The organism is Paraburkholderia phytofirmans PsJN (assembly GCF_000020125.1).
In the GTDB taxonomy this organism is placed as follows: domain Bacteria; phylum Pseudomonadota; class Gammaproteobacteria; order Burkholderiales; family Burkholderiaceae; genus Paraburkholderia; species Paraburkholderia phytofirmans.
This window is the reverse complement of record NC_010676.1, coordinates 1,618,656-1,638,282: the sequence shown is the minus strand read 5'-3', so window position 1 is coordinate 1,638,282 and position 19,627 is coordinate 1,618,656. Positions and strand designations below refer to the sequence as shown.

At 63.6% G+C, this 19,627-nt stretch carries 15 protein-coding genes; all 15 read left to right on the top strand.

The window, feature by feature from the left end; translation table 11 throughout:
- Positions 1-74: 74 nt before the first annotated feature.
- The 15 genes from BPHYT_RS27005 (at position 75) to BPHYT_RS26935 (ending at position 19,618) form a co-directional block, all read left to right on the top strand.
- Positions 75-1,556 carry an RNA polymerase factor sigma-54 gene (locus tag BPHYT_RS27005; protein WP_012427301.1) on the top strand — a complete coding sequence of 494 codons (1,482 nt, stop codon included), beginning with the start codon at positions 75-77 and terminating at the stop codon, positions 1,554-1,556.
- Between the two features lie 137 nt (positions 1,557-1,693).
- On the top strand, positions 1,694-2,872 hold the full coding sequence (locus BPHYT_RS27000; protein WP_012427300.1) for a pyridoxal phosphate-dependent aminotransferase: 1,179 nt from the start codon (positions 1,694-1,696) through the stop codon (positions 2,870-2,872).
- A gap of 187 nt (positions 2,873-3,059) precedes the next feature.
- Positions 3,060-4,832 carry a S10 family serine carboxypeptidase-like protein gene (locus tag BPHYT_RS26995; protein WP_012427299.1) on the top strand — a complete coding sequence of 591 codons (1,773 nt, stop codon included), beginning with the start codon at positions 3,060-3,062 and terminating at the stop codon, positions 4,830-4,832.
- A gap of 183 nt (positions 4,833-5,015) precedes the next feature.
- The gene (locus BPHYT_RS26990) at positions 5,016-5,762 is read left to right on the top strand and encodes a FadR/GntR family transcriptional regulator (RefSeq protein WP_012427298.1); all 747 of its coding nucleotides are present in this window, start codon (positions 5,016-5,018) and stop codon (positions 5,760-5,762) included.
- A 376-nt stretch (positions 5,763-6,138) separates the two neighbouring features.
- The gene (locus BPHYT_RS26985; protein WP_012427297.1) at positions 6,139-6,471 is read left to right on the top strand and encodes a helix-turn-helix domain-containing protein; all 333 of its coding nucleotides are present in this window, start codon (positions 6,139-6,141) and stop codon (positions 6,469-6,471) included.
- A 3-nt stretch (positions 6,472-6,474) separates the two neighbouring features.
- A complete protein-coding gene (locus BPHYT_RS26980; RefSeq protein ID WP_012427296.1) occupies positions 6,475-7,794 on the top strand; it encodes a type II toxin-antitoxin system HipA family toxin in 1,320 nt (439 codons plus the stop codon).
- Between the two features lie 237 nt (positions 7,795-8,031).
- The gene (locus BPHYT_RS26975; RefSeq protein ID WP_041759658.1) at positions 8,032-8,775 is read left to right on the top strand and encodes a (Fe-S)-binding protein; all 744 of its coding nucleotides are present in this window, start codon (positions 8,032-8,034) and stop codon (positions 8,773-8,775) included.
- The gene (locus tag BPHYT_RS26970; RefSeq protein ID WP_012427294.1) at positions 8,772-10,166 is read left to right on the top strand and encodes a lactate utilization protein B; all 1,395 of its coding nucleotides are present in this window, start codon (positions 8,772-8,774) and stop codon (positions 10,164-10,166) included. Before BPHYT_RS26975 ends, BPHYT_RS26970 begins: the two co-directional genes overlap by 4 nt.
- The gene (locus BPHYT_RS26965; RefSeq protein WP_012427293.1) at positions 10,153-10,740 is read left to right on the top strand and encodes a LutC/YkgG family protein; all 588 of its coding nucleotides are present in this window, start codon (positions 10,153-10,155) and stop codon (positions 10,738-10,740) included. Before BPHYT_RS26970 ends, BPHYT_RS26965 begins: the two co-directional genes overlap by 14 nt.
- 73 nt (positions 10,741-10,813) lie before the next feature.
- The gene (locus tag BPHYT_RS26960; RefSeq protein WP_012427292.1) at positions 10,814-11,698 is read left to right on the top strand and encodes a LysR family transcriptional regulator; all 885 of its coding nucleotides are present in this window, start codon (positions 10,814-10,816) and stop codon (positions 11,696-11,698) included.
- Positions 11,699-11,853: 155 nt separating this feature from the next.
- Positions 11,854-12,867: a succinylglutamate desuccinylase/aspartoacylase family protein gene (locus tag BPHYT_RS26955; protein WP_012427291.1), complete on the top strand. Its 1,014-nt coding sequence runs from the start codon at positions 11,854-11,856 to the stop codon at positions 12,865-12,867.
- A gap of 37 nt (positions 12,868-12,904) precedes the next feature.
- Positions 12,905-14,320, top strand: coding sequence for an MFS transporter (locus BPHYT_RS26950; RefSeq protein ID WP_012427290.1), 1,416 nt, complete (start codon positions 12,905-12,907; stop codon positions 14,318-14,320).
- Positions 14,321-14,475: 155 nt separating this feature from the next.
- Positions 14,476-15,363 (top strand): MBL fold metallo-hydrolase, encoded by an 888-nt coding sequence (locus tag BPHYT_RS26945; protein WP_012427289.1) that lies wholly within the window; start codon positions 14,476-14,478, stop codon positions 15,361-15,363.
- A gap of 83 nt (positions 15,364-15,446) precedes the next feature.
- Positions 15,447-17,357: a VRR-NUC domain-containing protein gene (locus BPHYT_RS26940; protein ID WP_012427288.1), complete on the top strand. Its 1,911-nt coding sequence runs from the start codon at positions 15,447-15,449 to the stop codon at positions 17,355-17,357.
- A complete protein-coding gene (locus tag BPHYT_RS26935) occupies positions 17,354-19,618 on the top strand; it encodes an ATP-dependent DNA helicase (RefSeq protein WP_012427287.1) in 2,265 nt (754 codons plus the stop codon). The genes BPHYT_RS26940 and BPHYT_RS26935 overlap by 4 nt, the downstream gene beginning before the upstream one ends.
- Positions 19,619-19,627 lie beyond the last annotated feature (9 nt).

The following is a 19,627-nucleotide window of genomic DNA, read 5'->3' as shown; positions in this document are numbered from 1 at the left end:
TGCGCGAGCTGGTACGACAGTTGCTCTAAACGGGCTACTTACCAATTTTCGGCTATCAACGGGACCTCACTACAATGCCTTCTATTGAACTACGCACAAGGCAGTCTCTCGCACTCACGCCGCGTCTTCAGCAATCAGTGCGTCTGTTGCAGTTGTCGTCTCTGGAGTTCCAGCAGGAGCTGCGCACCGCGCTCGACACCAATCCGTTCCTCGAGTACGACTCGTCGGAGACGGAAGACGTGGCGCTGGCCACCGCGACCTCCGGCGAAGACGGCGGCGCGCTGCCCGCCACCGACACGGTCGCGAGCGCTGAACCCGATTCGCTGCCGGTTGAATCCGGCAACAACGACACACTGGAAAGCGCGGGCCACGACGACATGCCCGGCGATTTCTCCGGCGACTACAGCAGCCGCAGTTCGACCCGCCAGAACGGCGACTCGGACAGCAGCGATCCCGCCGAATGGGCACGCTCGCAGCCGACCCTGCGCGAGCAATTGCACGATTCACTGCGCCTTTACCGACTCGACGACCGCGACCGCGCGGTGGCCCGCTTTATCATCGAAGCACTCGACGACGACGGCTATCTGCGTCAGGAACTCTCCGATCTCGCGGACAGCGTCGATCTCGAACCCGAACTGACGGAAGAAGAATTGCTGGTGGCGCTGCGCCTCGTCCAATCGCTCGATCGTCCGGGTCTGGGTGCGCGCTCGTTGTCCGAATGCCTCTTGCTGCAGGTGAATGCCTTGCCCGCCGACACGCCTGGGCGCGATGTCGCGCGGCAAGTCGTCGAACATCATCTGGAACGGCTCGCGCGTCGCGAGCAAGCCGAACTGCAGAAACAGATCGGCTGCAGCGCCGAAGAATTGCGCGTGGCCTGCGCGCTGGTGCGCAAGCTCGACCCGAAGCCGGGCAACAGCTACGGCCGCACCGAAGACAACTACGTGGTGCCGGACGTGATCGTGCGTCAGGTCCGCAACAAGTGGGTCGTGACGATCAATCCGGCGGTGCAGCCGCGCGCTCGCATCCATCGCATGTATGCGGAACTGTTCGCGCAGTCGGCGGGCGCAAGCCGCTCGCCGCTTGCGCAGCAACTGCAGGAAGCGCGCTGGCTGATCCGTAACGCGCAGCAACGCTTCGATACGATTCAGCGCGTGGCCGAATGCATCGTCGCGCATCAGAAGGCCTTCTTCCAGTACGGCGAAATCGCGCTCAAGCCGATGGTGCTGCGCGATGTCGCCGACGAACTCGGCCTGCACGAATCCACCATCTCGCGCGCCACCGGCAACAAATATATGGCCACGCCGCGCGGTATTTTCGAGTTCAAGCATTTCTTCCCTCGCGAACTGGGCACGGAAAGCGGCGGTACCTGTTCAGCCGCAGCCGTGCGCGCGCTGCTCAAGGAAATGATCGCCGCGGAAAACACCCACGATCCGCTTTCGGACGTGACGCTCGCCAAGATGCTCGCCGATCAGGGCGTGCTGGTGGCGCGCCGCACCGTGGCGAAATACCGGCATCTGATGAAGGTGCCGCCGGCGGAGCTGCGCCGCCAGATTTAAGCGCGCCGCGCCCCGCGAACAAGGGGCAACGCCCGAGCGCCATGCGAGACTGTCCGTTCGCGTGGCGCTTTTTCGTATCTGGACGTTTCGCGCGCGCCCCTTTACATTGGCGGGTCCAAGGGAACGGGGCGCAGTCAATGAAGTACTCGAATCTGGTCGAACGCCTGCAAGGCCGGCGCACCTCCGCGTGGGAAATCCATCGTGTCGCGCAGCAGGCGGAGGCGAGAGGTGAAGACGTCATCGTGTTAAGCGTGGGCGACCCTGACTTTGCCACGCCCGCGCCGATCGTCGAACGTGCAATCGAGGCCTTGCGTGGCGGCGATACGCACTACAGTGCCGTGTCCGGCCGCGAGCCGGTGCGCGCGGCAATCGCCGCGGAACACACGCGCATGACCGGCTGCGCCGCGAGCGCCGCCAACGTGATCCTGACTGCGGGGGCGCAGAACGGCGTGTTCGCCGCGTCGCTGTGCCTGCTGGAAGCGGGCGATGAAGTGATCGTGCCCGAGCCCATGTATCTGACCTACGAGGCCTGCGTGCGCGCGGCCGGCGCCACGCTCGTGACGGTGCCAGTCGATGCGGCGCGGGCGTTTCACGTCGACTGCGACGCGCTTGAAGCCGCCGTTACTTCGCGCACCAAAGCCATCTTCTTTGCTACGCCTTGCAATCCGACCGGCGTGGTCATGCAACGCGCCGATCTCGAACGTATCGCGCGGCTCGCGTGCCGGCACGACCTATGGGTGCTCTCCGACGAGGTCTATGCCGAGCTGACATTCGAACGCGAGCACGTGAGCATCGCGGCGCTGCCCGGTATGGCGGAGCGCACCGTGACGCTCGGCAGTCTGTCGAAATCGCATGCAATGGCCGGTTGGCGCGTGGGCTGGGCGATCGGGCCCACGGAACTGATCGAGCACATGGGGCGGCTCGCGCTTGCCATGCTGTACGGCTTGCCCGGCTTCATCCAGCAGGCCGCATTGACGGCTGTGCAGCACAAGGCGCGGATCGCCGCCGAGATGCGCGAGATCTACCGGCGCCGGCGCGACGTGGTGTTCGAGCGTTTGCATCGTGTGCCTGGATTGCGATGCCTGTTGCCCGAGGCGGGCATGTTCATGATGGTCGACGTGAGCGGCACGGGCCTCGATACGGTCGACTTCACCTGGCAGCTGTTTCGCGCGCGTGGTGTGTCGCTGCTCGACGCGAGCGCTTTCGGCGAGACCGCGAACGGTTTCGTGCGGCTGGGTTTTGTCGTCGACGAAGCGCGTCTGATCGATGCGTGCGAACGTATCGCTGCATTCGTCGGCGGGTTGTTGGGTCGTTGAGTCTTTCGCCGACGTTTCGTTTGCATTTCGATTGGCGTAACGCGGCGATGCGTCGTGGGAGGAATGCGTATTCTCGCCAGTTTTCGATTGACGCCGCCAATGCTTGCGTCAAAAATCGAGCGCCGAGTTCGTCTTCAGCTTTGACCTTCAGGACATCGGCGTCTATCGACTCTCGGTCGGAAAACTCATGGGCCTTCGCTACACCTTCTGGTTGCGCCAATCACTGATGGCAGGGTCCATGGCGACCGCGCTGGTCGCGATGGCGCTCGTGCTCGTCACGTTCAGCACCATGTGCGCGGCGGCTGAACCGGACGATTCGCCGGAAGCCGCCGCGAGCGCCGATATAGAGGCATCGGCGCCGGACGCGCCCCGCTTCGTGAGCGGCCAGCCCAATCAGCGCGCGGAGCCGAACGGCCAACCGCTGCAGGATTCGCATGCGGCCCCGACACGCGCGCCTCGGCAGCCACGCGCAGTCGCGTCGGCGCAGAACGAAGCGTCGGGCAGCACGGCGCAGCGCAACGCGAAAGCGGAGCCGGCGGCGATTCCCGTACCGCCGGAAACCGCGTCGGTCACGCAGCATTCCATCCGGCTCGATGGCCGCAAGATCGACTACACGGCCACCGCGGGCAACCTGCTGTTGCGCGACAAGACAGGCCAGGCCAACGCGAGCGTTTTTTACGTGGCCTACACCGTCCCGAGTAAAACTCCGCGGACGCGGCCGGTTACGTTCCTGTTTAACGGCGGCCCAGGCGCCGGCACTGTCTTTCTGATGATCGGCTCATTCGGGCCGAAGCGGGTGCGTACCGCGAGTCCCGATATCACGCCGCCCGCACCGTATACGCTCGCCGACAATCCCGACAGCCTGCTCGATAGCACCGACCTCGTTTTTATCGACGCCGTCGGCGCGGGCTTGTCGCGTGTCGTCGGTCATGGAACGGGCAAAGACTTTTGGGGCGTCGACAAGGACGTCGACGCGTTCTCGCAATTCATCGACCGCTATCTGACGGTGAACCAGCGCTGGAATTCGCCGAAGTACCTGCTCGGCGAATCGTATGGGACCGCGCGCGCCGCGATGCTCGCGTATCAGTTGGGGCAGAACAATATCGCGCTCAACGGCGTGATCCTGATGTCGTCGGTGCTCGATTCGGCCGCGTTTTCGGCTGGCTCGGATTTCAAGAGCGAAAGCTATCTGCCGAGCTTCGCGGCGATCGCCTGGTATCACGACAAGATCGTGCCGAAGCCTGCCAGTCTGCCAGCCTTTCTCGACGAAGCGCGCGCGTTCGCACGCGGCCCGTATGCGCAAGCCCTCGCGCAAGGCGACGCGCTGCCCGAGGCCGAGCGCGACGTAATCGCCGCGCGCGTCGCGCAATTCACCGGCCTCGATGTCGCCTATGTGAAGCGCAGCCGTTTGCGTCTTTATCCGTCGCGTTATCGGAGTGAATTGCTGCGCGATCAGGCGCGTAGCGTTGGCCGCTACGATGCGCGCTTTGAAGGCATCGACTTCGATAGCGTCGCCGATCGCCCCGACTACGATGCATCGGTGAGCAGCGTGTCGAGTGCATTCGGCGCCGCGCTGCATCAGCATTTCGCCGAGGACCTGCACTTCACGCCGGCCGACCGCTACCGCGTCTTTAACGACGAAGCGTTGACGCAATGGGACTGGAAGCATCGCGAATGGTGGGGCGAGCGTTTGCCCGTACCTTATGCGGCGGGCGATCTGGCTGAAGCGATGCGGCAGAATCCGCAATTGCGGGTGATGTCGGTGAACGGCTATTTCGATCTGGCCACGCCGTTCTACGCGACTGAATATGCGCTCGCGCACCTGGGTGTGGACGGGCCGCTGCGCGCCAACGTGCGCATCGCCTACTATCCGACCGGTCACATGATCTATCTCGACGACGCGGCCTTGCACACGCTCAGGCGCGATCTCGCGAGTTTCTATGCGGCGGGTGCGCGCTAGCCGCTTCCAAACGACTCGCAGCGCGGCCGGGGCTTGCCCGGCTACCGGATTCGGCGTGTTCGGTTGAACGGTATAATTCGCTGCATCCTTCAAGCGCGACTGCAACGTTGCAACGCATCGTGTTTGGACACGCTCCCACGGCCTGAAAACCGCTCGATCAACCGGCTTCACATACCGCTGCCCATGCCATTTCTCCCGATCCAGTCCTTCACGCGCAAACGGCTCTCCGACGTGGTGTCCGACCAGATCAAGCAACTGATCTCGGACGGCACGCTGATGCCCGGCGACCGCTTGCCGGCCGAACGCGATCTGGCGACGCAGCTCGGCGTGTCGCGGCCGTCGTTGCGGGAAGCGTTGATTCGGCTCGAAGCGGACGGCTACATCGAGACATCGGGGCGGGGCGGTTTTACGGTGGTCGACGTCACGGCGCCGATCATCTCCAAGCCGCTCGCCGAGCTGTTGTTGCAGAATCCGCGCACCAGTGCCGATATTCTTGAATTGCGCCAGGGGCTCGAATCGATTTCCACGGTGTATGCCGCGGAGCGCGCCACGGCCGCCGACCTGAAGAATATCAGCGTGGCGTTCGAGGCTTTGAAGGCCGGCTCGCAGTCGCAAGATCGCGTGAATCTGGCGGAACTGGACGCCGCGTTTCACCTCGCGATCGCCGACTCCACGCACAATATCGCGCTCGCGCATGTGATGCACGGCATCCATACGCTGATTCGCGAGGGCATGCGCCAATATCATCGGCTGATCGATTACGACGACGCGATGGAAAAGCAGCTGATGAGCCAGCATCAGGCCATCTACGACGCCGTCATGGCGCGTGACGCGCAAAAGGCGCGCAAGGCCGCCGAGCGTCATCTGACCTTCGTGCGGGAGATGTACAGGGAAGATGCGGCGAAGCCTTCGTCGAGCGCGGTGTCGTGATTGCGCGGGCGCCCGCGGCTCACCCCGGCATCGGTTGTCTTCAGTTTTCGCGCTCAATCATCCTTTTCCCGCGCGGCGGTCCATCAACGTGCGAAGTGACGCGCCTGGGCCCTCCCTCCCGCCTGATGCATGACCGGACACTCCCGGCAAGACCACGCGCTTAGCTCACGCCGCTTGCGGTCAGTGCCAAAAGAAATCTGCACCGCCGTGACGACCGCTCAAGCGGTCCCCGCGGCGTCTTTATGTGTCGTATAAGGTACATTAATGGAGAAAATCAGTTTAATGTTCACTATAAGATACATTATTTTGACCCAATAACGTATCTCTTGGAATACAATATCGACGTTGATTGCAATTAACGTATCGCAGGTGGCACATGGACCTCTTCGAACTTGGCGAAACATTTCGCCTCGCCCGGATTGCCGCAAACAAGACTCAGCAGCAGGTTGCCGAGCAAAGCGGCATTACTCGCGCGCGGATTAGCCGGTTTGAGACCGGACTGCTTCCCGAACTCGGCACAGTCAAACTGCTGAGTCTCTTCGAGGCGGTGGGGCTCGACCTTTTGGCTCGTCCGATAGGCCATCGGCGAACGCTCGACGACGTTCTGACCGAGCAGAGAACGCCCGCGGTTTCCGTCGACGAAACCCGGCGGCGTGTTCGGCCCTCCCGCTCCGAGGCCAGCGTCAGGACTGCCGGAAAGCGCGAATAGCTCATGGCCGTACTCGACATCTACTGCAACACCACCTTGGTCGGGACGCTGACGGAAGAGGCGCACAGTGGCGTCTTCACCTATCTGCCTGGTACGCCCACGGGCGACGTCGTCTCGCTTCTCATGCCGGTCCGAAACGCGTCGTACACCTGGCCCGGGGGCATCATGCCTTCGTTTCAGATGAATCTGCCGGAAGGCTTCAAGAAGGACCTCATTCGCCAACATCTCGGCCCTCACGCGGACGTGAGCGATATGGGGCTTCTCGCGTTGACAGGATCGAACACCATCGGGCGGGTAAGAGCCATCCCGCACGGGGCGCCGCTCGCTACTGCGAGGTCCAGGTTCGATATGGCGACGCTCCTCGCGAGCCCGAACTCCAGAGATAACCTGCTCAAACACCTTGAAGCAGGCATCAGCGAAGGTGTTTCGGGGGTCATGCCCAAAACACTCGCTTCCGGTGAGGAGAAGGCGACCGTCTGGACGGAGGAGTACATCCTGAAGACTGGCCCGGTCGACCTGCCGGGGCTCAGCATTAACGAATACCTCTGCCTCGAGGTCGCAAGAAACACGGACCTGAATGTTCCGGAAACACACCTTTCAGAGGACGGCCGCGTGCTCGCGATCCGGCGTTTCGATCTGCAAGCGGATGGCGCGCGCGTTGGGGTCGAAGATTTCTGCGCGTTGAAGGGCTTTGATCCTGTACGCAAATACCAGGGCACCGTCGAAGACCTTGCGAAACTCTGTAATCAGTATCTCGGGGTGGATCACCGCAAAGACAGCAAGCGCAAGCTGTTCCTGCTGTTGCTGCTGAACTATTCGCTGCGTAACGCCGACGCGCACATGAAGAACTACGCGCTGACGTACACGAAAGAGCGGGACGCTCGCCTTTCGCCGGTGTACGACATCGTGACTGTCACCGCTTACCCTCGCTATCAGGATGACGCACCGGCGTTGTCGCTGAAGGGCAAAAAACTGTGGTGTTGCGGTAAGGCGCTGTTCGAATACGGCGGTGCGCGATTGAGTCTCTCGCCAACGGATATGAACGCAGCACTTGAACAGGTGGTGAGCGCGGTGCAGAAAGTGCTTCCGCTGGTCAGCGCGTACACGGACCGTTATCCCGAGTTCAGGAATGTCGGCAAGCGAATGCTGGAGGCGTGGGCGCGAGGTCTCGAGGACATCAAGCCGGATGCGAAGCCTGGAAAGGGCGTGCCCGCGCCTTTGCGGGAACAGGCGGGATTGTCCGAAACGCATTCGGACGTGAGGCGAAAAACCGATAACCCCTATATCGACCCGAACGGACCGTTCGGTCATAAGTCTCGATAGCTTGGCGTAGCGCATCGGATTCCCGCGGCGCAAGCTGTCATCCCTCGCCAGCGCGCCATTGACACGCTTTCGCGACTTCCTTATATTCTTGGTCAGACCAACCTTACCAGTCTGGCTGAAGCGGCCGAAATTCTGTCAAATGGCCGTCGCCCACACCGCACCACGCTCGTTCCCCAACGCGATTCCGCAGTAGAGTAGGTGGATCGCCGGATGCCGCTGTTTCTTTTCAAAGAGCTTATGAAAGTCGCCCTGTTCATCCCGTGTTTCATCGACGCTTTCTATCCCGAAGTAGGGATCGCCACGCTCGAATTGCTCGAACGCTTCGGCATACAGGTCGACTATCCGCAGGAGCAAACCTGCTGCGGCCAGCCGATGGCCAACAGCGGCGCGCATGCCGAAGCAGCCGGCACCGAGCGTGTGTTCGCGCGCAACTTCGCGGGCTATGACTACATCGTCGGGCCGTCGGCGAGCTGCATCCATCACGTGCGCGAGCATCTGACCGCGCTCGAACAAACCGACGAAGTGAAGAAGGTCCGCGCGAACGCGTATGAACTCGTCGAGTTTCTGCACGACGTGGTCGGTGCGCGTGAATTTCCGTGGGCCGAGTTTCCGCATCGCGTGGGCTTGCATAACAGTTGCAGCGCGTTGCGGCATCTGAAGGAAGCGTCGATTTCGGAAGTGGCGGGCGCGCCGTTTTCGAAGCCGCGTACCTTGCTCGAAGGCGTGAAGGGCATCGAGTTCGTCAAGCCGGCGCGGCCCGACGAATGCTGCGGTTTCGGCGGCACGTTCTCCGTCACCGAAGAGCCGGTGTCGGTACGCATGGGGCAGGACAAGGTGCGCGACCATCTGAACGCGGGCGCCGAATACATCGTCTCGGGCGACATGTCGTGTCTCATGCATCAGCAAGGCTGCGCGGAACGCATGAAAGCCGACGCGCGCTTCATCCATATCGCGCAGGTCCTCAACGGAGCACGCGCATGAGCAACCGGATCGATCACGCGAAAGCCGCGGGCGCTTTCATCGGCAAGACTGAGCACGTGGCGTTTCATGACAAACGTCTGTGGGATTTGCGTGAGAAGCGCGACGCACAGGCGCATGGCATTGCCGAATGGGAGACGATGCGGGAACTGGCGTCGGGTATCAAGGAACACACGCTGTCGAACCTCTCGCAGTATCTCGAGCAGTTCGCGGCGGCGGCCGAGGCTAACGGCGTGACGGTTCACTGGGCCGCCACTGCCGAAGAGCACAACGCGCTCGTGCACCAGATCATGTCCGAGCGCGGCATGACCACGCTCGTCAAAAGCAAGTCGATGCTCACCGACGAATGCAAGATGCGCGAGTATCTCGAACCGCGCGGCATCACGGTGATGGAAACAGATCTGGGCGAACGCATCCAGCAACTCGATCATCAGGACCCGAGCCATATGGTGGTGCCGGCGGTCCACAAACTGCGCGCCGATGTCGCCGAACTGTTCGGCCGCACCATCGGCACCGATCCGAAGAACAGCGACATCCACTATCTCGCGGAAAGCCAGCGGATGAACACGCGGCCGTACTTCGTGCGCGAGAAGACTGCCGGCATGACCGGCTGCAATTTCGCGGTGGCCGAGACCGGCACGGTCGTAGTGTGTACGAACGAAGGCAATGCGGATCTGTCGGCGAATGTGCCGCCGTTGCATATCGCGTCGATCGGGATCGAGAAGCTCATTCCGAAAGTGTCGGACCTCGGCGTGTTCATCCGCATGTTGTCGCGCAGCGCGCTCGGCTCGCCGATCACGCAATACACCTCGCATTTCCGCGCGCCGCGTCCGGGCACGGAGATGCATTTCATCCTTGTCGATCACGGCCGTTCGGAGCGGCTCGCGATGGAGGACTTCTGGTATTCGCTCAAATGCATACGCTGCGGCGCGTGCATGAATACGTGTCCCGTGTACCGGCGCAGCGGCGGGCTGTCGTACGGCGGCACGTACTCGGGGCCGATCGGCGCGATCATCAATCCGACTTTCGATCTGAAGCGCTATAGCGCGCTGCCGTTCGCGTCGACGCTCAATGGCAGTTGCACCAACGTTTGTCCGGTGAAAATCAATATTCACGAGCAGATCTACAAGTGGCGCACGGTGATCGCAGAGCGTCATGAAGTGCCGTTCGTGAAGCAGGAAGTGCTGAAGATGGCGGGCCGTTTGCTGGCGAGCCCGACCTTGTATCGCGCGACGGTGTCGTCGATGGGCAGCGCCTTGCGTCGGCTGCCGAATTTCGTGCTGTATAACCCGCTCAATATCTGGGGCAAGCAACGCGAGTTGCCGGAGGCGCCGAAGCTGACCTTTCACGCCTGGTACAAAAAGAATCGTGGAGACGGCAATGGCAACGCGTGAGGCTTTTCTGGACAAGGTTCGCCAGGCACAGCCGCCGTCGCGGCCGCGGCCCGAGGTGCCACTCTTCGACGCGCCGGGCGGCGATCTGCGCGTGCGCTTCACGGCGGCTTTGCAAGCGATGGGCGGCACCTGCGTCCAAGCCGTGTCCGCGACCGACGTGAGCGGGTTGATTCGCGAGCGCTTCGGCGCTGAGGCGTCAGTGGCCTCGGCGACCACTGAGGTGCCGGGCACACGCGCGCTTACCGCCGACACGGAGCCTGCTTCGTTGCAGGATATAGACGTCGGCGTGGTGCGGGCGCGCTTCGGCGTCGCCGAAACCGGCTCGGTGTGGTTCAGCGAACGCGAGTACGTGGTCAACGCGCTGGGCTATATCGTGCAGCATCTGATCGTGCTGCTCGATCCGGCGCAATTGATCGACGGCTTGCAGGACGTGTACAGGCGTGACGATTTCCGCGACGCGCGTTACGCGGCGCTCGTCACCGGACCGTCGGCGACGGCGGATATCGAGGGCGTGCTGATTCGCGGCGCGCAAGGCGTGCGTTCGTTGACGGTGGTGTGGCTGGCGGCGCAATGAAAATGCAGTAGCGGCGCCATGATCGAATGGCACAATGCGGCATCCTGTTCGATAAGCCTGCCACTCTGCTGACATGGAACTCCGGCATCTCCGATACTTCGTCGCCGTTGCGGAGCACGCGAGCGTGCGCGGCGCCTCCGAGCAGCTTCACGTAACCCAGCCGGCCATTTCGCGGCAAATCCAGGACCTCGAAGAAAGCTTGGGCGTCGCGCTATTCGAGCGCACGCCGCGCGGCCTCAAGCTGACGCTCGCGGGCGACGCCTATTTGCGCGAGGCGCGCGGCATTCTGCAGCAGGTCGAGTCGGCCGCGCGTGTGGCGCAGCGGATCGCGGCGGGCGTGTCGGGGCATGTGCGCATGGGGTTCGTCGAAAACGCGGTGTGGGGCGGCCTCGTTCCGAATGCGCTGCAAGCATTTCAGCAGACGGCGCCGCAGGTCGGCATCGAACTCACGCCGATGAACACGCCCGAGCAACTGGCCGCGATCGAAGCGGGCCAACTCGACGGCGGCTTCATCTATCGCTTCGGCGCGCTGCCTGAGCAGTTCGTCAGCTTGCCTTTGCTCGAAAACGGCGTCGTGCTGGCGGCGCCGGCCGCATGGTCGTTCGGGCGGCGCAAGACGGTGCGCGCCGCGCAACTCGCCGGCAAGCCCTTCATCACGTTTCCCCGCCATGTCTATCCCGCTTATTACGACCGCCTGATCGGCGCGTGCGAGCGCGCCGGTTTGACGCTCGATGTCGTGCAGGAAGTGTCGACGGAAGCCGCGATTCTCTCGCTCGTTTCGGCGGGCGTGGGCGCGGCGATCGTCAACTCGGCCAATCGCGAGCGGCCGCCGGCGCTGGTGCAATTCCTCGCACTGTCCGATGTGTCGATCGCGCTGCCGTTGCATTTTGCGTATCGCGAGCAGCACCGCAATCCCGCGCTCGCGCAGTTCATCGCCTTGCTCCAGGCGCAGAAGTGAACGGCTGCAATGCCTTGCCGCGATGCCTTTAAGGCATCGGCTTCCCTAAAAATCGGCATTGGCGCTGGTTTTTTGCCTCGACGATATTGAATGTACGACCTTGGCGCGTCATCCGACGACAGCGCCGAGGCCCGCTTTCTTATCGGGAGACAACCATGCCGTCCACACAATCGCTGATTTCCACCGACATCGACTACGAACGCCCCGGCCTGCAAAACGGCACGTTGCGCGTGCCGTATTCGCACGACCGCTCCGCGTACGGACACATTCCGATTCCGATCACCGTGCTCAAGGGTGGTGACGGTCCCACGGTGCTGCTCACCGGCGGCAATCACGGCGACGAATACGAAGGCCCCGTCGCGCTGATGAAACTGATCCGGCGATTGCCGTCGATGTCGATCAAAGGCCGATTGATCGTCGTGCCGGCGCTGAATTTCCCGGCTTTTATCAACGGCTCGCGCACCTCGCCGATCGACAGGGGCAATCTGAACCGCGTTTTCCCCGGCGCGCGTAACGGCCACATCACCGAGATGATCGCGCACTATGCGGACACCGAACTATTTCCACGCGCCGACGTGGTGATCGATCTGCACGCGGGCGGCGCGTCGTTCAATCATCTGCCAACTGTGCTCGCGGCGCCGCCCGCCGACATCTCGCGCAGCGCCGAATACCGGCGCCTCGTGCAGGCGTTTGCCGCGCCGCAAACCATGCTGATGGACCTGCTCGGCGAGGACCGCACGTATGGCGCGGCTGTCGAGCGGCACGGCAAGCTATTCCTGTGCGGCGAATTCGGCGGCTATGCGGCCTGCGATCCGGACGGCGTCGCGATCGTCGAGGACGGTCTGCGGCGTGTGCTGCACACGCTGGGTGTCACGCCCGACGATCGGCCGCCGGCGCCGCGGCACGACACGCGCTGGTTGAAAGTGGAGGGTGCGCGCCACTACGTGTTCGCCTCGCGGGCGGGCGTGGCCGAACCGGTGTTCGGGCTCGGCGATCAGGTCAAAAAAGATCAACTGGCCGCGCGGGTATTCGATCCGTATGCGCCGTGGAGCGAACCCCAGGAAATCCGTTTTGCGGGCGACGGCGTGGTGGTGTGCATGCGTTCATTTGCACGCGTCGAGCCGGGGGACTGCATCGCCGTGCTGGCCGCGGATGCGCAATGGCAATGACCCCGTCCATCGAACCGAAGCCAGCCGGAGATTCGCCATGAATGCAGTCACCACCGTGTCCGATACCGACGACGCCGATGCGCGCCGTGGGCACAGTTACGCCGTCGTCCTGTTCTTTGTCTGCTTTGCGTTTTCGTATCTCGACCGGCAGATCGTGAGCATTCTCGTGCAACCGATCAAGGAAACGCTGGCGCTCACCGATACGCAAATCGGCTTGCTGCAAGGGTTTTCGTTCACGCTGTGCTACGCGACGGCGGGCGTGTTCATCGCGCGGCTAATCGACCGCTCTAATCGCGTGAGGTTGATCGCCGTGTGCGTGGCAATCTGGGCTGTGTCAACGGCGCTGTGCGGGTTCGCGCACAACTTCGGCGAACTGCTCGCGGCGCGCGCGGGCACCGCGATCGCCGAGGCTGGCTTGAGCCCGGCGGCGCTGTCGATCTTCAGTGACCTGTATCCGCCGCGCAAAGTCACGCGGGCCAGCAGCGTGTTCATGCTGGGACCGTATATCGGCGGTGGCGTCGCGTTGTTCGGCGGCGGCATGCTGCTCGGGTCGATCGAGCACGGCGTGGGTGCTGCGTGGATCGCGGGCGCCGGCTTGAGCGGATGGCAGGCGGTGTTCGTCGCGGTAGGTTTGCCAGGGCTGGCGCTTGCTGCGATCGTCGCGTTGACGGTGCGGGAGCCGCAACGGCGGGGCATGTCTTCCCCGGTTGAAGCGAGTGCCGTCGAGCAGGCTGCGCGTGGTGTCGCTTCGACTGACCATGTGTCATCGACGGCTTTCGCAGCCGAGTCCGCGCAGGACAGTACGCCGCCGCTGAAAGATGTGCTGCGCGAACTGTTCGTGAAGAACCGCTTCTGTCTCCCGTACTTCGCCGCTTACGTCGCGCTGATCACGCTGTTCTACTCGCACGCAGCGTGGTTTCCGACGTTGCTGATCCGTCATTTTCATCTGACGCCGCGCGTAGTCGGACAGATGGCGGCGCCGGCCTATATGTTCGGCGGCATACTCGGTGTGCTGAGCGCGGGCTGGCTGGCCGGGCGCGTCAGCGATGCTGCCGCCGTGCGCAAGGTGCTGGCGCTGTCCGCGTCGGCGGCTGTATTGCTGGTGCCGGCCGCGATTGCGATGCCGCTTGTCGGCGACGTTCATATCGCCGTGGTGCTGTATGGCGCCTGCGCGTTTGCGGCGAGCGTCGCGATGGCGTTGGCGCCGGTGCCGATCCAGATCGCGATTCCGAATCGCATGCGCGGACGTTCGATTGCTTTGCTGGTGTTCCTCACCAACGCGATCAGCGGCGGAGTCGGACCGTTCGCGGTCGGCTTCATCAACGAGCGGCTCGGCGGGCAGAGCGGTGGTTTGGGTGTGGCGCTGGCTTGCGTCGGCGGCGTGGCAGCCGCGCTCAGCGCGCTGCTTTACGGCGTGGCGGCTCGCCAGACGCCTGGGTTGGCTCGCGCATAACGCAACTCGCGTACCGATGTCCGTAAAGCATCGCCACGCGCAGAAAACGGCATTGGCCGGCAAGCCATGGATTTGCGATAGTGAAGCTATTCATCGCGGCAGCGTGACATAACCCACCCATTCGCTGCCGCGGCACTTTTTCACGGAGTCACATCATGCCGACCGAGGTTGTTACGCACCGGGTAGGCGACGCGCGCATCACCCGCGTCAGCGAAACCCGTTTTCCGTTGGCGCCCGCCGTGCTTTATCCCGAGTGGGCGCCGTCCGCCGCCGATGAATTGAGCCGCTGTTTGTCGACGGCAAGTCTCGATCTCGAACGCAACGAGGTGATGCTGAGCGTGCACACCTGGGTCGTGCAAATGGACGGCCTGACCGTGCTGATCGACACGGGCATCGGCAATTTCAAAGAGAGGCCGTTCAGCAAGCTGTTCCATCAACTCGACAACCCATACCTCGAACGCCTCGCCGAAGCGGGTATCCTGCCCACGCAGGTGGACGAGGTGCTGCTCACGCATCTGCACGCGGACCATGTCGGCTGGAACACGCAGTGGCTCGACGGCCGCTGGCAGCCGACGTTCCCGAACGCGCAATACGTGTTTTCGCAAGCGGAGCAGGATTTCTTCGCGACCCCAGCGGGCGACAGCCGCCGGATGGTCTTCGAAGACAGCATCGTGCCGGTGATTGAATCCGGCCAGGTCGCGACGATTCCCGCCGAAGGCGGCACGTGGCGCGAAGGTATCGTGTTTCATCCCACGCCGGGGCATAGCGCCGGTCATATGTCGATTTCGATCCGCTCGCGCGGCGAGGAGGCGCTCTTTACCGGCGATGTGATGCATAACCCCATTCAGGTCTACCGGCCGGAATGGAGCTCGACCTTCTGCCTGGAGGCAGCGACGGCGCGCGAGTCGCGGCAGTGGGCGCTGAACTACGCGGCCGATCGCGACGCGATACTCTTCACCGCGCATTTCCCGCAGACATCGGCGGGGCGTGTGACGCGGGCCGCCGACGGCTTCGAATGGGCGTACCTCGACGCCGCGCGATGACGTTGCCTTCGGGCAATCCGGCGGGGCTCGCCACGGACTTTGCTATCATCACTGTATAAACATACAGGTTTCATGAAAGTGCCGTGGCAACAACTGCTTCTCCCTACGCTCTCTACTATCTGCTGAACTTCGAACGCGCCCTGGCGTGGCTCGCGCAGCGTTACGACGATCTGTTCGACGCACGCGAGCAAGAGTTTCTGCGCGAGTTCGCCGCGTTGCCTCGGTCATCGCGCGCGTTGCTGGTTCGCATGCTGATGCGCAAAGGCACGCTATTCCGCGCAAGCCGCCTGTCTTACGACGAGATCGGCTGCCCGGTGCAGGCGGCGGCGCCGATCGCGGCCCTCGGCTGGGTCGACGCCCAACCGAGGCTCACGCTGGACGAATTGTTCGCGCTCACCACGCGTGCCGGGTTGATGGAGATATTCGCGGATGCCATCGCGATGATTCCGGGTGCGCGGAGCCTGCGCAAGCCGGATCTGCTGGAAACCTTGCGCCCGTTTTATGCAGGTGAAAGCGACGAGCAAGACGCGACGGCGCGTCCGCTTTCGGCATGGCATAGTCGAACGGACGACCGCGTTTTTCATGTGACGATCGCGCCGCTTTGCGAACGCTTGCGGTTGATGTTCTTCGGCAATTTGCAGCAGGAATGGTCGGAGTTTGTGCTCGCCGATCTCGGTGTATTCCAGTACGAGAAAGTGGCGTTCGCGCCTTCATCGCGCGCGTTTCAGCAGCGCGCGGACGTCGACGTTTATCTGGCGTTGCACGCATGCCGTGAAGCGCTCGAATGCTTACCCGGTGACGAGACGGAAGCCGTCGCAGTCGAAGAGATCGTCGCCGCTGTCGCCGCCATCGAAACTGGCAACCCCTGGCTCGAAACCCGGCGCGCGAAACTGTTGTTCCGCATCGGCTGCCTGTGCGAGCGCCGGCAGAACTGGGCGGCCGCGCTCGCCGTTTATGAGCGTTGCGCGTGGCCCGGCGCGCGTCATCGGCGCATGCGGGTGCTGGAACGCAGCGAGCGTTTCGACGATGCTTTCGCGCTCGCATCGCAAGCCGCCGCCGCGCCGGAGAGCGAAGAAGAGGCGCAACGCGTTGCGCGCATGCTGCCGCGTTTGCAGCGCAAGCGCGGCGAACCGGTCGCTCGTGCACGCGCCGCTCGGCCGGTCGAGCGCAGCATGCTCGTGTTGCCGCGACCCGCGGCGCCGACGCCGGTCGAATACGTGGCCCGCGATCATTTGACGTGCGAGGCCGCGCCGGTGCATTACGTCGAGAACGCGCTGATCAACTCGTTGTTCGGGCTGTTGTGTTGGGAGCCGGTTTTCGCGGCGTTGCCCGGCGCGTTTTTTCATCCGTTCCAGCGCGGTCCCGCCGATCTGCACGCGCCGGACTTTCATGCGCGCCGCGCTGAGCAGTTCGCCGCGTGTCTCGAACAACTCGATAGCGGTGTCTATCGCGAGACGATTGTGCGGCATCTGCATGGCAAGGCGGGGCTGCAATCGCCGTTCGTGTTCTGGGGGCTGCTTACGCCGGAGTTGGTTGCGTTGGCGCTCGACTGTCTGCCGGCCGCGCATCTGAAGCTGTGGTTCGAACGCTTGCTGCGCGATGTGCGCGGCAATCGGTCCGGCTTGCCGGACCTGATCCGCTTCTGGCCGGCCGAACGCCGCTATGAGTTGATCGAAGTGAAGGGCCCGGGCGACCGTTTGCAGGACAACCAGATTCGCTGGCTCGCGTATTGCGCGCAGCACGGCATGCCGGTGCGCGTGCTCGATGTGCGCTGGGCCGATGAAGCGGTAGTCGCGGAAGGTGGCGCGGCGGAAGATGCCGCCGAAGTCGCCGTCGAAGCTGTCTCTGAGGCCACCTTGGAAACCGCCATCAACGCCACTATCGACCTTGCTGCCGAGGCCGCGACAAAAGCCACTATCGAGGTCGCCACCAAACCCGCCACAAAACCCGCCACAAAAACCACCATCACCCCCACTTCCGAGGCCCGCGCATGACCTACGTGGTCGCCGTGCGGGCGATGTGCGAGTTCACCGCGAGGCGTGGCGATCTGGATCTGCGCTTCACGCCCGCGCCGACCTCGCTCGAAGGCATGGCGGGCCACGTGACCGTGGCCGGCCGGCGCGCGAGCGGCTACGAAACCGAGATCACGCTGACCGGCACGCACCGCAATCTGACCGTGCGCGGGCGCGCCGACGGCTACGATCCCGTCGCGAACCGCGTGGAAGAGGTCAAGACGCATCGCGGCGATCTCGAACGCATGCCAGCCAATCACCGCACGCTGCACTGGGCGCAGGCGCTCGTCTACGGTCATCTGCTGTGCCGGATGCGGGAGCTAACGGAGTTGACCGTAGCGCTGGTGTACTTCGATATCGGCACGCAGAAAGAGGTACTGCTGACGCAAACGCACACCGCGCGCGAGCTGGAAATTTTCTTCGTCGGACAATGCGAGTGCTTTCTCGATTGGGCGGTGCAGGAAGAAGCGCATCGGGCCGCGCGTAACGCGGCGCTCGGCGCGCTGCAGTTTCCGCACGGGCAGTTTCGCAGTGGGCAGCGCGAGCTGGCGGTGTCGGTGTATCGCGCGGCGCGCGACGGCAAGCCTTTGATGGCGCAAGCGCCGACCGGCATCGGCAAGACGCTCGCGACGATTTTCCCCTTGCTCAAGGCGTGCGCTGCGGACCAGATCGAGCGGATATTCTTTCTGACCGCCAAGACGCCGGGCCGCGCGCTGGCATTGGACGCGATCGAAACACTCCATCAAGGCGCCACGCGTCTGCCGTTGAGAACCCTTGAACTGGTCGCGCGCGACAAAGCCTGCGAGCATCCCGACAAAGCCTGCAACGGCGAATCCTGTCCGCTCGCGCGCGGCTTCTACGACCGGCTCGACGCGGCCCGCGGCGCGGCGCTGGCCGGTCCGCGGCTCGACCGCGCGGCGGTGCGCGAAGCGGCGCTCGCCAACGAGGTCTGTCCGTACTATCTGGCGCAGGAACTGGCGCGCTGGGCCGACGTGGTGGTCGGCGACTACAACTACTACTACGACAGCAGCGCAATGCTGTACGCGCTTACGCAGATCAACCAGTGGCGCGTCGGCGTGCTGGTGGACGAGGCGCACAATCTGCTCGACCGCGCGCGGCGCATGTACAGCGCGTCGCTCGATCAGGCCACGTTCCGGCTCGCGCGCAAGACGGCGCCGGCCGCCTTGCGCAAGCCGCTGGAGCGGCTGCACCGCGAGTGGAACGCCGTCAAGCGCGCGCAGACCGCGCCCTATCAGGTGTATGCCGAGGTCCCCGGCAAACTGCTCTCGGCCGCGCAGAATCTGATCGGCGCCGTCACCGATCAACTGGCGGAAGCACCGCTTTCCATCGACGAAGCGTCGCTGCGTTTTTTCTTCGACGCGATGCATTTCGTCGCGCTGGCCGAGCAGTTCGGCGAGCATTCAATCTTCGATATCACGCTCGCCACAGACCGTTACGCGCCGCGCGACAAAACGAATGCCACGCTGTGCGTGCGCAACGTGATTCCCGCGCCGTTTCTCGCGCCTCGCTACGCGGCCGCGCGCACCACGGTGATGTTCTCCGGCACGCTCAACCCGCATCATTTCTATCGCGACACGCTTGGCCTCCCAGAACAGACCCAATGGCTCGACGTGGAAGGGCCTTTTCGCGCCGAGCAGTTGCAGGTGCGCGTGGCCGGCAACGTATCGACGCGTTGGCGCGACCGCGAGCGTTCCCTCATGCCGATCGTCGATCTGATCGCGAAGCAATACGCGGCGCAGCCGGGCAACTATCTGGGCTTTCTGAGCAGCTTCGAGTATCTGCAGCGCGTGGTCGCGCTGATGCGCGAGCGGCATCCGGATTTGCCGGTCTGGGCGCAGGAACCCGGCATGGACGAAACGGCGCGCGACGCTTTTCTCGCGCGTTTTCGCACCATGAGCCAGGGTGTGGGCTTCGCGGTGCTCGGCGGCGCATTTTCGGAAGGCGTCGATCTGGTCGGCCAGCAATTGATCGGCGCGTTCATCGCCACGCTCGGTCTGCCGCAGATGAACGAGATCAACGAACAGATGCGTCGCACGATGGAGACGAGGTTCGGCAACGGCTACGACTACATGTATCTGTACCCAGGCTTGCAGAAAGTGGTGCAGGCGGCCGGACGCGTGATTCGCACGGAGCAGGACCAGGGCGTGGTGCACCTGATCGACGACCGCTATCGGCGGCCGGAAGTGCGGCGCTTGCTGCCACGCTGGTGGGACGTGCAATAGCGCGGCGGC